At 48.8% G+C, this 12601-nt stretch carries 12 protein-coding genes; 1 reads left to right on the plus strand and 11 read right to left on the minus strand.

Features of this window, described 5'->3' with window-relative positions; translation table 11 throughout:
• The 8 genes from Q7K71_04655 to Q7K71_04690 form a co-directional block, all read right to left on the minus strand.
• Positions 1-340 (minus strand): response regulator (locus tag Q7K71_04655; protein MDO8675388.1); only part of this gene is annotated, 340 nt, incomplete at its 3' end.
• Positions 341-370: 30 nt separating this feature from the next.
• Positions 371-2635 (minus strand): hypothetical protein, encoded by a 2265-nt coding sequence (locus Q7K71_04660; protein MDO8675389.1) that lies wholly within the window; start codon positions 2633-2635, stop codon positions 371-373.
• Positions 2636-2756: 121 nt separating this feature from the next.
• Positions 2757-3383 carry a response regulator gene (locus Q7K71_04665; GenBank protein ID MDO8675390.1) on the minus strand — a complete coding sequence of 209 codons (627 nt, stop codon included), beginning with the start codon at positions 3381-3383 and terminating at the stop codon, positions 2757-2759.
• Entirely contained in the window at positions 3380-4897 is a 1518-nt protein-coding gene (locus Q7K71_04670; GenBank protein ID MDO8675391.1) for an ATP-binding protein, read from the minus strand. The genes Q7K71_04665 and Q7K71_04670 overlap by 4 nt, the downstream gene beginning before the upstream one ends.
• Positions 4894-5280, minus strand: coding sequence for a response regulator (locus tag Q7K71_04675; GenBank protein MDO8675392.1), 387 nt, complete (start codon positions 5278-5280; stop codon positions 4894-4896). The genes Q7K71_04670 and Q7K71_04675 overlap by 4 nt, the downstream gene beginning before the upstream one ends.
• A gap of 112 nt (positions 5281-5392) precedes the next feature.
• Positions 5393-6718, minus strand: a complete 1326-nt coding sequence (locus Q7K71_04680) for a glycosyltransferase (protein ID MDO8675393.1) — start codon at positions 6716-6718, stop codon at positions 5393-5395.
• Positions 6719-6728: 10 nt separating this feature from the next.
• On the minus strand, positions 6729-7031 hold the full coding sequence (locus Q7K71_04685) for a BON domain-containing protein (GenBank protein MDO8675394.1): 303 nt from the start codon (positions 7029-7031) through the stop codon (positions 6729-6731).
• Between the two features lie 242 nt (positions 7032-7273).
• Entirely contained in the window at positions 7274-8494 is a 1221-nt protein-coding gene (locus tag Q7K71_04690; protein MDO8675395.1) for a glycoside hydrolase family 1 protein, read from the minus strand.
• 58 nt (positions 8495-8552) lie between these two features.
• On the opposite strand from Q7K71_04690, the gene Q7K71_04695 reads away from it, so the two are divergent.
• Entirely contained in the window at positions 8553-9836 is a 1284-nt protein-coding gene (locus Q7K71_04695; GenBank protein ID MDO8675396.1) for a flippase, read from the plus strand.
• On the opposite strand, the gene Q7K71_04700 is transcribed toward Q7K71_04695, so the two are convergent.
• The 3 genes from Q7K71_04700 to Q7K71_04710 all read right to left on the minus strand — a co-directional run bounded on the left by Q7K71_04700 (position 9833) and on the right by Q7K71_04710 (position 12599).
• Positions 9833-11620, minus strand: coding sequence for a hypothetical protein (locus Q7K71_04700; GenBank protein ID MDO8675397.1), 1788 nt, complete (start codon positions 11618-11620; stop codon positions 9833-9835). The two genes, Q7K71_04695 and Q7K71_04700, sit on opposite strands and share 4 nt — an antisense overlap.
• Before the next feature lie 10 nt (positions 11621-11630).
• Positions 11631-11858 carry a hypothetical protein gene (locus Q7K71_04705; protein ID MDO8675398.1) on the minus strand — a complete coding sequence of 76 codons (228 nt, stop codon included), beginning with the start codon at positions 11856-11858 and terminating at the stop codon, positions 11631-11633.
• A gap of 228 nt (positions 11859-12086) precedes the next feature.
• Positions 12087-12599: an ORF6N domain-containing protein gene (locus Q7K71_04710; protein MDO8675399.1), complete on the minus strand. Its 513-nt coding sequence runs from the start codon at positions 12597-12599 to the stop codon at positions 12087-12089.
• Positions 12600-12601: the final 2 nt, after the last annotated feature.

Below are 12601 nucleotides of genomic sequence, written 5' to 3' on the forward strand. Positions count from 1 at the left end.
CGGCGTAGGACCTTAAAGCCTGCTCCCTAAAACCGCCATTTTTATTCGCTGAAATAACAATGACCGGCCGCTTACACTTGGACTTATTAATCCGCTCCAACACTTCCCAGCCGTCCATTACCGGCATATGGATGTCCAGGATCAAACAACCCGGAGCGCTATTCGGCACAGCGTTAAAGAATTCCTCCGCGCAGGAGAACGTTTCCACCGCAAACCCATAACTGGCCATAAGGAACCCGAGCGCTCGGCGCACGGACTCATCGTCATCCACAATATAGATCTGTTTCTTGTCCGATGACATTTCAACGACTTCCTTAAGCTTTAGTCCTTCTGATGGCATAACGGCATTCTAGGGAATGGGGAAAAAGAATCAATTGTACTGAGGTATAACAAGGGAATGCGTCGTTGGGGAAACTCTTATTTTCCTAAAACCGGGCAAATGAATATCGATCAATGGTTCCTGCGTGAACCATTGTCCCTGCCATTCGATCAGGATATTTTGCCCTTGCGGCTTTATGGAGATCTGAATATCGCCAAACCGTGTCGGCGCGGGACCAAACGCGATCATTTGTTTTTTCTCAAGCCAGGTTTTAGGGATCCCTGAGCATAAGATCAACCCTTCATTTTCTTCCCTGACAAAACAATTTCTGATCATCAAAACCCATTCCGCCGCGGCCCAGACATGCTGTCCGTCCCCCATGCATCCGCCGCCCGTCCGGGGGTGGATCGCCTCAGGCCATTGTCCCGTTGAAGAGGCGAGTCCTGCGACCGCTGTCATGAGATCAAAATACCGCGGATCACCCGCGCGTAAAAGCACCTGGGCCATATGCAAGGTCAAATAGGGATTGATCCCTGAGTGGGTCATGTCATGAAAAAATCCGCCATTCACCAAACAATTGTCCATTAAAAAGCCAACAGTATCTAAAATTCTTGGATCGTCGTGCGCAAAAAGACAAAGCGGATAGCTGGCAACCAGAGAGCCGATCGCCCCTGTATCTAAACGACGGTAGAGCGAAGCCGGTATCGCGGCTCTTTTTAAGCGTTGAGCGGTTTTCTCAAGAGTACGGTCAACGCACTTCAACAGTTGCTCTGCTTGGACCTCAAAACGGGGATCTTTGCATAAAAAAGCGGCCGCTTTTAAACCGGCAACGGCCCAAAAGTCATCCCAGTAATAATAATCATTCGGACCCAAATGTTCGGCGCTGAATCCCGCCGGCAATAATCCCGCGTGACCGGATTTCAGGTCCGAAGACAGAAGTTTCTTATAGATCCACTGGCCGCCTTTTTCGATGGACTTCTTCCATTCCTTGGGCGGAACAGTGCCCGTCATTTCACAATACTGACGCATGATCCACAAGGCCTCTCCATTAGAGTCCCACTCTCCATCCTGAGAAAGAAAATAACCTTGGGCCGTTTGACGCGAACGAAAACAGTCCAAAGCCCGGGCAACACGTTCCTTTAATCCGACACACAACAAGGCGTTCAAAATAAAAGCGGCATCACGAAACCAAAACCGCCGGTAAATATAAGGACCCGGGTAGACCTCTTTGGGGGAATGCAAAACCATGGTGCGGATCGCTGATCCGTAAAGGAACTGAAAGTGTTCATCGGGAATTTGCAATGAACACGCTCCTTGAAGACTTTTCTTCCACGCGAATTGTGCGGTGCTTTGATATTCAGGGTTGGCCCCTTTTTCAATTTTGTTTTTCGTTAAAGGCATTGAAACTGTAATGTCAAGCGCTTGCCCCTCTTTGAGTGTGTATAAAACGGCAGCGGTGGCCATCCCGACTTGACACGAAACTTCTTTTTCATTTTCCTGCGATGACAAACCTGCCTGTCCGACAGGCAGGCGGCTGTAAATATCTCCGCGATGATAATCCGAAAATATACTTTGATCCGGAGGCTTATCAAAATAAACAAAATTTTCCCGATTCACATGCCAACCCGATGCGTCTTCAAGCAGGGCAATATGATTGATAAAGCTGACACCTTCAGGATTATAAGGCCTGAGAGAAACGACCAACACCGCCTCTGCGGGAGCAATGCCCGTGATCTGGACCTGGCAAACAGGTGATCGGGTTGGACCGATCACTTGTGCTTTTGATCGAAGTTTTAACTGACCCAGGCGGGATTCTGTGATCACGCAAAGGTTTTCATCCATGACCAATTTTTGGGATACGCAGGGTAAGCGCGACGGGATCAATGGTTCCCCCTCTTTGGGGATGATCCAAAGATCAATGGACCAGCTATCGTAATGAGGAGTAATAAGGCCGCGAGGATCTACGATCGGGTATTCCGCGCTGTCAGGAACGCCTAAGGCCGTCCAATTTCGGTGGGTAAGATTGATCTGTGTTAAAGAAAAAGACCTGGGTATAAACGCGTCGTTTTGAGGATCATATTGGCATTCCACCCAATACGGCCAGACCCAATCCAGGTTATGCTGAATGGCCAGGCTATTGATCAAACCGCGGGCGTGTAAAACAACGCCTGAACGCAACAGTTCTGTCGGGGCTAAGACCTCTGAAGGTTGCGCAAAATTCCGCAATTGAGCGAGGATCTTAACAGGGTCCAAAAACCCCTGCCTGCGCGCGATATCGCTGACCGCAAACCTCCATGGCAGCCATTTCCACCACATAAAAACCCCATCTTTCTATGACAGTTTAAAAGCTATGATGATGGTATTTTAGGGAGGGGGCAGAAAAAATCAATGATACCAAGGTATAACAGCAGGAGATCGAACGTGTGACGACGGAGGATCAGACCGGGGAGTAAACAACGCCTGTTTTTTGGGCGAAGTGGATGAGTTCTGTTACGGTCTTGGCCTGCATCTTCTGCATGACCCGGCCGCGGTGGACCTTGATCGTCTGAAGGGAAATTCCCCGTCTGGAGGCAATTTGTTTATTCAACATTCCCTGGGACACGAAATGAAAAACTTCCAGTTCTCTGGGAGATAACGTCTTGATGCGGCGCTTAATTCTTGATATTTCATCTTGTTTTTTATTTTGAATTTTGCTTCTTGAGATGGCCAGCGTAATGGCATTCAGCAGTTTCTTCTCGGTAAAGGGCTTGGAAAGAAAATCAATGGCCCCTGCCTTCATGGCCTTGACGCTCATTGGAATATCCCCATATCCGGTAATAAAAATAATCGGAGTGGCGATCCCCCGCCGCGTCATTGCTTCCTGAAGGGCAAACCCATTGATATTCGGCAGGCGGATATCCAGGACCAGGCATGAGGGCGCCTTAGGATGTTTAAAGGCCAAAAACCCTGCCGCATCCGTGAACGTCTCAACCTTAAACCCATGCGATCTTAACAATAGGCCTAAGGCCCGGCACACCGAGACATCATCATCAACGACATAGATGATAGCGCTTTGACTGTTCATTGGTCATTCTTCATATTAAGGGGAATTGTGAAATAAAAAGTTGCGCCGCGATCAGGATTATTCTTGACCTCCAAACGGCCGCCGTGCGCCTCCACAATGGAGCGGCTGATGGACAGCCCCATACCCAAACCATCCGGCTTGCTGGTAAAAAAATGGACGAAGAGCTTTTCCATATTTTCCGCTGGAATACCGCATCCCGAATCCTGAACCTCCACCGTGATCGTGTCGGCATCTTTGCGCGATGTCCTGATCAACAGTTCATGAGAATCACTGCTCCCCTCCATCGCCTCTAAACTGTTGCTGATAAGGTTCAAGAGCACCTGTTGCAGTTGTATGCGATCACCCTGGATCGATGGGAGATCGCTGTCCAGCTCGAATTCAATGACTTTATTCCTTACGGTGATATGGGTCATGATCAGCGCGACCGTATCGTTAATAAGAACATTGATATCCAGTGGCTCAAATGTGGGCTTGCTCTTTTTTAACAGTGCCCGTAACCGCCGGATAACTTCAGTCGCCCGCTGATCATCATTAATAATGTACTGCAAGATCTCCTGTAATTGGGGCTCCTTGCCTGCGAACATGCGCTGGGCCGCTTGGGCATAAGAAAGAATGGCGGTCAAGGGCTGGCTGATCTCATGGGCTAAAGACGAGACAAATTCCGCGAGCTTTCCCACCCTCGTGACATGCAAAAGATCCTCGCGCTGTTCCTCGATCTCCAGATCTCTCTGCTTCATCAATGTACAATCGGTTTGGATCCCCACATAATGAGTGGTGACGCCATGTGTATCGCGTATGGGAGCAATGCGCAGCAAACTCCAGAACTTTTTGCCGTTCTTTCTGACATTCAACATCTCTCCATGAAAAGATTTGCCTTGACGTATGGTTTGTTTTATTTCCTCAACGACACGCAAGTCGGCATCAGATCCATAAAATAAAAAATAATTTTTTCCAATGATCTCGTTCTTCGCATAACCGATGAGGCTCTGGAAAGACGGATTGGCGTAGATAATAGGAAAGTTTGGCTTCTTGGCATTGATAATAAAAATACCGTCCAACGCGGCTTCCATCGCCTTGGTTCGAATTTGTATTTGCTCTTCTGCGCGTTTTTCCCTGTCAGCCCCTAGTTTTTCTCTATCAGCTCCTAATTTTTCTCTATCAGCTCCTAATTTTTCCCTATCAACCCCTTGCCTGACTTGTCCGCTTCTGATCTTAAGCTCACCCGTTTGCTGACGAAATTTCTCTGCTGCAAGTTTCTCCCTATCAGCCCCCAGCTTTTCCCTATCAACCCCCTGCCTGACTTGTCCGCTTCTGATCTTAAGCTCATCCGTTTGCTGACGAAACTTCTCTGCTGCGAGTTTCTCCCTGTCAGCCCCTAGTTTTTCCCTGTCAACTCCTTGCTTTAATTGCCCATCTCTGATCTCTAGCTCACCCGTTTGCTGACGAAATTTCTCTTCCAAATTGTTACGGGTTATTTTCTTCAATAGCGGCTTTTTTACTTTTATTTGTTTCATTGACTGTTCACCATGACGTTCGTATCTTCCGGCGCAGAATTGATCAGATCAACCAAGGTCTGGGCATTGACCGGTTTTTGCAAAAAACCCATGGCCCCTACTTTCAACGCACGGGCGGCGGCATTGTCCTGTTTTTCGGCAGAAATGAAAATAACCGGGCGTTGCGATCCGGAGTCCACGAGTATTTTCTGCGCTGCCCACCCGTCTAATCCCGGCATATGAATGTCGATTAGTAAACAACCGGGTTCATCATTGGGAACGGCGTCAAAAAAACTTCTTGCGGAATTAAATGTTTTTACCTCAAACCCAAAAGTCGTTAAAAGGGTCTTGAGCGCGCGGCATACCGACTCGTCGTCATCCACAATATAAATATTTGAAGGCATTCTACCGCTCTCCTTAATTGACATAATTATAAATAACCATACGTATTATGGCATGAAGGGTAAGAAAGTCAATTATACCAAGGTATAATAGGCCTTTAGCCCTTCATTCATCTTAAACGTTTGCTTCTGCCAATTCTTGAACTGTATCTGCATCAATGGGTTGCGCTGTCACAAGGGCTGGAGACATGAAAGCTCCGGTCGCATGAGTTAAATTCTTGGCCAGCCCCCATTGCGTTTGAATGGAACGGACAGCGTTTGACCAACGGCCATCCTCACAAGTACGGCGGCAAAATCCCTGGCGGACCGTCAGCGAAACATACAGGCCCAAAGCCCTTTGGGCGCAGTCTTTCATTGAAAACTCTTTGGCCGTCTTACGGCAGGCGTTCCTGATCCTTAATAATTGAGAGGCGGGTTGTTTTTTTAACCATGCTAACGCTGAAACAAAATCTTCAATGCTTTCCCGGGCGATCAAACAGCCGTTCACATGATCTTTAACGACCTCCCGGACGCCTGAAGCATCAACAGCCACCACAGGAACGCGGGCCGCCATCGCTTCGGTCACAACCAACCCTTGTGTTTCGCTCTGCGAAGCAAAAACAAACACATCCATCGCATGATAGACGCTCGCCAGATCTTTTCCTTTGAGCATGCCCGCTAAATGCAAACGGTCTGTGAGCCCTTCCTTGGCCATGATCTCTTTGATGGGCCCTTCAGACGGCCCCGTGCCTCCTATTAGAAAATGGGCCTTGGGTTCTTTCTTAAGGAATTGGACAATGGCCCGCGTCAAAAATTCTAAATTCTTTTCAGGGGCCAATCGTCCCACATGTCCCGCCACAAAAGCGTCCGCGGGGATATTCAATTTCTTGCGGAATGTTTTTCCGGCCCCCCGGGCAAACTGATCAATATAGATCCCCGTCGGGACCACATCGACCGGGCTTGTGACCCCTCTTTCTTTCATTAAACGCATGACGCTTTCACTGGGAGCGAAAACTTGATCGGCCAAATTGGCATAGCCCGTTGATAATTCAATGACAAACCGTTTTAAGGCCTCTTCATTGCCGGGAACATAGTGGACATTCTCCTCATAGAGGGTGTGGTGGGTAAAAACCAGCGGCACCTGATATTTAGAGGCTATTTTCAAAGCCGTATCTCCGATGAGAAAGGGATGCTGTGAATGGATAATATCGGGGCGGAAATCGCCCAGGGCTTCCGCTAATGTTCCCTGAATGGGCAGTTGAACAGAAAAATCCGACCCATTGAAATTCTGCATGGCCGCAACACGGATCACGTCTTCTTCCGGCCGCATGTCCGGATATTCGGGGCATACGATCATGACCCGGTGGCCTGATCCCCGGAATTCTTTGCTAAAATTAATGACTGATCTTTCCAGTCCCCCGACCAGCGGCTTATAGGTGTTGGTCATCATTAGAATGTTCATGGTCTTTTCCTTATTTTATGATCAATTGATCATCCACATGCCGCACATGCTCTACGGCCTGGGCCTTATGCTCAATAGCCATTTTCTCATCCTGGTCCTGCACCGCCCCTTTTAACGTTACAAAGCCATTGAAAACAGTAACGGTGATCTTTTCCGCGGCAAGAGAAATATCCTGATCATCGGCGAGGAATTTCTGTATGGTTTCCAAGATGATCTTGTCATCCGCGCTCACCTGTTCATTGACCGGCGTATTAGGAACACCCGGCTTTTGAGCGGCATCTTTGTTCTGCGTGACCGCCGTATCACTCTCCATAACGTCCGCCCTGACAGGTCCGGTATTCGCCCATGCAAAAGCCGAAAAAATAACTCCAATCATAAGTGCTGATCTCATATTCTCCCCTTTCAATGCGCCTGATCAGGCGCGGCTTCCAAACGGTTATTGGCTTTATTCTAGGGAGGCAAAAAAAAGAAGCAATTGTACCGAGGTATAACAATACGATCTTAGATCGGAAATGCGGATCATCTTGATCGGGAGGAACGGCATATAATGGTGGGTCAATTGGGCAGAGCACCTGTTTTACAGACCTGACCGAACTTTATGGCGCTTTCCCGGACAGTTCTCCGGTAGGTCTTATAATCAACGTCGATCAATCCGAATCTCGGGCCAAAACCCTTGTCCCACTCAAAATTGTCCATCAAAGACCAGTACAGGTATCCCGTGACGTTGACTCCCTCCTGCATGGCCCGGTGAACGCTCTTTAAGTGGGCGGAGAGGAATTCCCACCTCAAATGGTCATCGGATGTGCAGATGCCGTTTTCGGTGATCATGACCGGAAGACCGTATCGTTTGAGCTTTAAAAGCACCTGATACAGCCCCTCGGGATAGATGTCCCAGCCCAGAGAATTTTTTTTGACCGGCTCATCATTGCTCTGGCCCGTTTCCATGAGCAAATTCCCGACCCACCAACTGGACGCATTCACCAAATGACGCGAGTAATAATTGAGCCCGATAAAATCCAAAGTTTTATGCCGCGTGAGTTTGTCGAGGATCTCAAAATTGTGCCACTTGTCCCGCAAACGGGCCGCGAAACGGTTCCTGAAACTGTCCCCACAGGAAATCATGGCCGATATGTGTTGAGAAATGCTGATGGAGGGTTTGGGCAGATCTTGTTCCTTATAAATTTTATTGATCAGGGCATAGGCCTTGATATGCGCCGCGATCATATGGTCATGCACCACCTTTGCTTTCAGATAGGATCTTTCCTGCGGGGGCCACACACCGAACATATAGGCGTGCGAGAAATAGATCGTCGGCTCATTGATGGTGATCCAAAAATGGACATGGCTGGCCAGGGCGCGCGTCACCGCATCGCAGTAACGCAGGAAACGCTCAACAGAACGCCTGTTTGTCCAGCCCCCCGACGCGCTAAACCAGACGGGATTGGTGAAATGATGCAGGGTCACCATCGGCTCAATGTTGCGCGCCCTTAAGGCGCGAACCACGTCAATATAATGTTTTATCTCTTCCTGGGAAAACTCCCCTTCTTTGGGCTCAATGCGGCTCCACTCAATGGACAGGCGGTGGGCATTATGGCCCAGGCCTTTGGCCAGGTCAAAATCCTGTTCATATAATTCATAATGGCGGCAGGCCTGGGCTGACTGTTCTTTTCCGGCCTTCTTTTCCCAGGACCACCAGTCAGCGTTAGCATTATTGCCTTCAACCTGATAGGAGGATGTCGCGGCGCCCCAGAGAAAGTTCTGTGGGAATTTCATCATGGTAAAATTATATATCAAATCTGTTTATTTGGACTTAAGTAAAGTGTAAATTAGACGCATGCGTCCTTTGATCAGATTGATCCAGAAAACATACAGGATGGTGGATCCCCTTGAGGGCAAGAGGGTCATGCACAATGTCGCTTCCCTCTCGTGGCTGCAGGCCATCACCTATGTCCTGCCGCTCATCATCCTGCCCTACCTTTTCAGGGTCATCGGACCGGAAAGATTCGGCCTGGTCGCTTTTGCGCAGGCCTTTGTCCAGTATTTCATCATCCTGACGGATTATGGATTCAGCGTCTCGGCCACCAAGGAGATCTCCCTGTGCCACGAGGACAATGCTAGGATCTCCAGGGTTTTCTCGGCCGTCATGACGGTCAAGATCGCCCTGGCCTTTTTAAGTTTTCTGGTCTTAAGCGGGATCGTGTATTTTGTCCCAAAATTCAGGAGCGATTGGATGGTCTATGTGTTGAGCTTCGGCGCGGTAGCTGGGGGCGCCATTTTTCCTGTCTGGTTTTTTCAGGGTGTAGAAAGAATGAGATATATCGCCCGATTGAATATTGTCGGGGAATTCGCCTTTGTGTTCTGCATCCTCTTGTTTATCCGGGGACCGGAGGACTATCTGAAGGTCCCGCTCATCGGTTCTTCGGTATTGCTGATCACGGGCATTGCGGGGCAATACATTCTCTGGAGCAAATTCGGGATGTCGTTCCAATGGCCGGGATACAAAGACATCCACCGGCAGTTGAAGGCCGGATGGGACGTTTTCATCTCGGTCGTGGCGATCAACGCTTACACGACCACGCGCGTTTTTGCCGTCGGGCTTTTGACCAACAACACGCTCACGGGGTTCTATTCCATCGCCGAAAGGATCTCCGGCGCGATCCAGACCTTTCCCCTGTCCTCTTTTTCTCAGGCGATCTTTCCGCGCTTAAGCAAAATATTCCACAGAAACAAGGCCGCGGCATTTGAGATCATGCGGCACATACAACTCATCACCCTCATCATCTCTTTGATCTGCCTGCCGGTCTTCTTTCTCCTGGCGCCCCTCATTGTCAAGCTTGTCTGCGGTGGGACCTATCCGGCGGCGGTATTGTCCTTAAGATTCTTGTTGGTCTCCGTATTTTTTATCAGTTCTAATGCTTTTCGCGTGCAGTTTTTGCTGGTCTGCGGCAGGACGGACATTTATTCCAAGATCCACATCAGCATGGCGATGATCGGCCTGCCTTTGATCATCATTTTCATCTATGCTTTTTCTTACGCGGGAGCGGCCATGGCCACGGCGGTGATCGAGGCGGGGGTTTTTACCATCACCTATTTCACTGTCAAAAGATTGAAATTTTAACGGTTCTTTTTCAGTTCATAAATATACGATAACGGGGTCTCATTCCTGATCTCGTAATCATGATGGATGAAGTCCATCACGTCCTTGAACTTCCTGCGGTTTTGTTCCAAAGCCAGATAAACTGTTTTCCATCCTTCCTGGAATTCCTTTGTCAAAATGATGTACCGGGGCCTGCTCTTTTTGAGGTCTGCCATCAATTCCTGATGCCAGCGGTCTTCGAACCAGGAGAATGTGGCGATGGGAAAACGCCCGACAAAAGGCCGGTCCGCCAGGAAATGATACGCTCCCAATTCGGGATACGTAAAAACCGCCTCGCCGGGTTTTGTATTTTTTTGGATGAAATGGACTACGGCTTCAATATCGTCGGCCTGTTGTACGGGGGCAACGATGCCTCTGGCCCGCTCAATGGTCAGCGGCCTCGAGGGTTCCTTGGCCAGAGGGCGCAGACGGTTGGTTTCCCTGCCCTGGACAACACTGCGGATATATTTAAAGACATAGAACCGGTGATCATATCTTCCGATCATATAAATGAGGGAAGACAGGCACAGGGTGATGATAAAAAGATCAACCAGCCAAACCTTAAAACGGAGGAATGTCTCTCTTTTCGCCAAACCATAAAGCAGAACGGTCTCCAGAATAAAGAAATACAATATTTTTTCCGGCTGTAGCGACAGCTCGAAATGGGCGGTCCATATCCCCCTAAACCCGGTATTGTACATGATAAAGCCGTAGACCCCGGCGGCAATGACGAACAGGTCCGTTGTATTCAACCGCTTTGCCCTGATCCGGTAGATCACATACCCGAGGACGGCCAGATAAAGATAACTGACCGTCATGTGGCGGAAATTCTTGCTGAGGGGATTGATCATCGCGGATACGGCTTCGTAAAGATTGCTCGGATAAACAGAGGCAAAATGCGGATCAATGACCTTCTGCATGTTAAAGACAACCGCACGGACGCATTCCAGATAAGGAACAAAGGCCTGATGGCTGATGAGATAAAGAAGGAACGGAAGGCTGGCCAAGAAAATACCCGCCAGATAAACTGCCAGGGCCTTGATGAGGGCGCGTTTTTGCTGGACCTTAAAAATAAATGCCGCGGCCAACGCGGCCACGACCCCGCAAATGGCGTAAACGCCGATCTCAACGCTTGTCCAAAGCCCAAAACCTGAAAAAACCCCCGCCGCCAGCATCCATATCAGCCGCTGGCGTTTTAGAAATTTTATAAAGCACCACAACACGATCAGGCCGAACGCGTAGCGCATCCCACCCCATATCATGAACATGACCCTGGGGAAAGCTCGGGCCACCAAAACCGGCACCATCAAATACAGGATCAATCTCGTCCGGAAAAGTTCTTTGGCGATCAAAACGCCCATCACAAGGCACAGGACATTTCCGGCATAAAAATAAACATACAGGACCGTCAGATCTTGGCCCCACACCGACATCAAAAATGCCGGCATATACAACTCAAAAGGCCCCCTCAAATAAAAGAAATCACGGTAAGGGACCAGCCCGTCCAAAATGGCATTGATCCCCGGCAAATACAATCCTGCTTCAAAGAAATTGATGTCTCCCTCGGTGAAAAAAGGATGGAGGGTGGCCACGACCGTGAACAACGACAAAACAGCGGCATCCGTCCAGGAAGGCGGCTTCAATAATGCCCATTTATTGAGGAAATTCAGGAACCTTTGAAAATACACGGGGATTACTATATACCACAAAACCAAAAAATAAAAGAGGACAGTCCAAAATGAACTGTCCTCTTTAAACGCACCCATGAGGCATGATTTAGTACTCCTCCTTTAACGCGCGCAGGCGGTTGACCGGTTGTTTGGCCTCATTGGGCGCATTGGCCTGATCGCCCCGAAGATGCGCGGCGATCGCTTCATCGATCTCGCCTTGCTGTGCGCCGAGCTCCCTGGCCGCTGCCGCAAGCTCTGCGCAGCTTTCATACTCTTGCCTGCCAAGGGCCTCTTTGAAATACAGCAAGGCGCTGACTTTCAGCACTTCTTCCATCGTTCTCACCTCCTTTCCAAATAAAAAAGCCACCGGTCTTTTGAAGGGTCGGTGGCTTGATATCCTTGACTGAAACTATTGAACTAACGGATCAACACACACCTTCCCCGCCACGCTTTCTCCATACAGGAAAAAGCATAATACAGGTGGAATAATGTTTGCGATTCGTTGCTGTGTTCATGATGTTAGAAGTTTAACATGTCCGGACGGAAAAGTCAAATTGATCGATCATCGGGAAACATGAAAGCCCATCGGCCCTTTGGGCTTGGGCGGCTCTTTCTTTTCTTTCAACAGCTGCTTAATTGCCCTAAAGACCAGGACGATCTTTTGATCATGGTCCATAAACTTGCGCTCCAGATCTTCGATCTTACGGGCCAGATCTTTGTGGGAAAGCATGATTTCCCTTAATTTTGTGAACGTACGCATGATCTGGATATTAACCTGAACAGCCCTCGGACTATGCAAAACACCGGAAAGCATGGCAATTCCCTGTTCCGTGAACGCCATGGGAAGCTTGCGCGTGCCTCCCCAACTTGAAGTGCCAAATTGGCACTTCAAGTTATTCAATTCCTCACGGGTCAATTGAATTAAGAAATCGTCAGGAAATCTCTCAATATTCCTGCGCACTTGACGAGTTAATTGTTTTGTCAGCACCCCATAAAGTTCCGCCAAATCACTATCGAACATCACCTTGTGTCCACGGATCAAGAAAATCTTATTATGAATAATTTCTACCGGCACGA

Source organism: Candidatus Omnitrophota bacterium, from assembly GCA_030650275.1.
Classification (GTDB): domain Bacteria; phylum Omnitrophota; class Gorgyraeia; order Zapsychrales; family Fredricksoniimonadaceae; genus JACPXN01.

Excerpts from the sequence above, each read along its gene's own strand:
- Q7K71_04700 (MDO8675397.1), bottom strand. The coding sequence starts at position 11,620 with ATGGGTGCGTTTAAAGAGGACAGTTCATTTTGGACTGTCCTCTTTTAT.
- Q7K71_04690 (MDO8675395.1), bottom strand. The coding sequence starts at position 8,494 with ATGATGAAATTCCCACAGAACTTTCTCTGGGGCGCCGCGACATCCTCC.
- Q7K71_04660 (MDO8675389.1), bottom strand. The coding sequence starts at position 2,635 with ATGTGGTGGAAATGGCTGCCATGGAGGTTTGCGGTCAGCGATATCGCG.
- Q7K71_04685 (MDO8675394.1), bottom strand. The coding sequence starts at position 7,031 with ATGGAGAGTGATACGGCGGTCACGCAGAACAAAGATGCCGCTCAAAAG.
- Q7K71_04675 (MDO8675392.1), bottom strand. The coding sequence starts at position 5,280 with ATGCCTTCAAATATTTATATTGTGGATGACGACGAGTCGGTATGCCGC.
- Q7K71_04670 (MDO8675391.1), bottom strand. The coding sequence starts at position 4,897 with ATGAAACAAATAAAAGTAAAAAAGCCGCTATTGAAGAAAATAACCCGT.
- Q7K71_04665 (MDO8675390.1), bottom strand. The coding sequence starts at position 3,383 with ATGAACAGTCAAAGCGCTATCATCTATGTCGTTGATGATGATGTCTCG.
- Q7K71_04695 (MDO8675396.1), top strand. The coding sequence starts at position 8,553 with ATGCGTCCTTTGATCAGATTGATCCAGAAAACATACAGGATGGTGGAT.
- Q7K71_04705 (MDO8675398.1), bottom strand. The coding sequence starts at position 11,858 with ATGGAAGAAGTGCTGAAAGTCAGCGCCTTGCTGTATTTCAAAGAGGCC.
- Q7K71_04680 (MDO8675393.1), bottom strand. The coding sequence starts at position 6,718 with ATGAACATTCTAATGATGACCAACACCTATAAGCCGCTGGTCGGGGGA.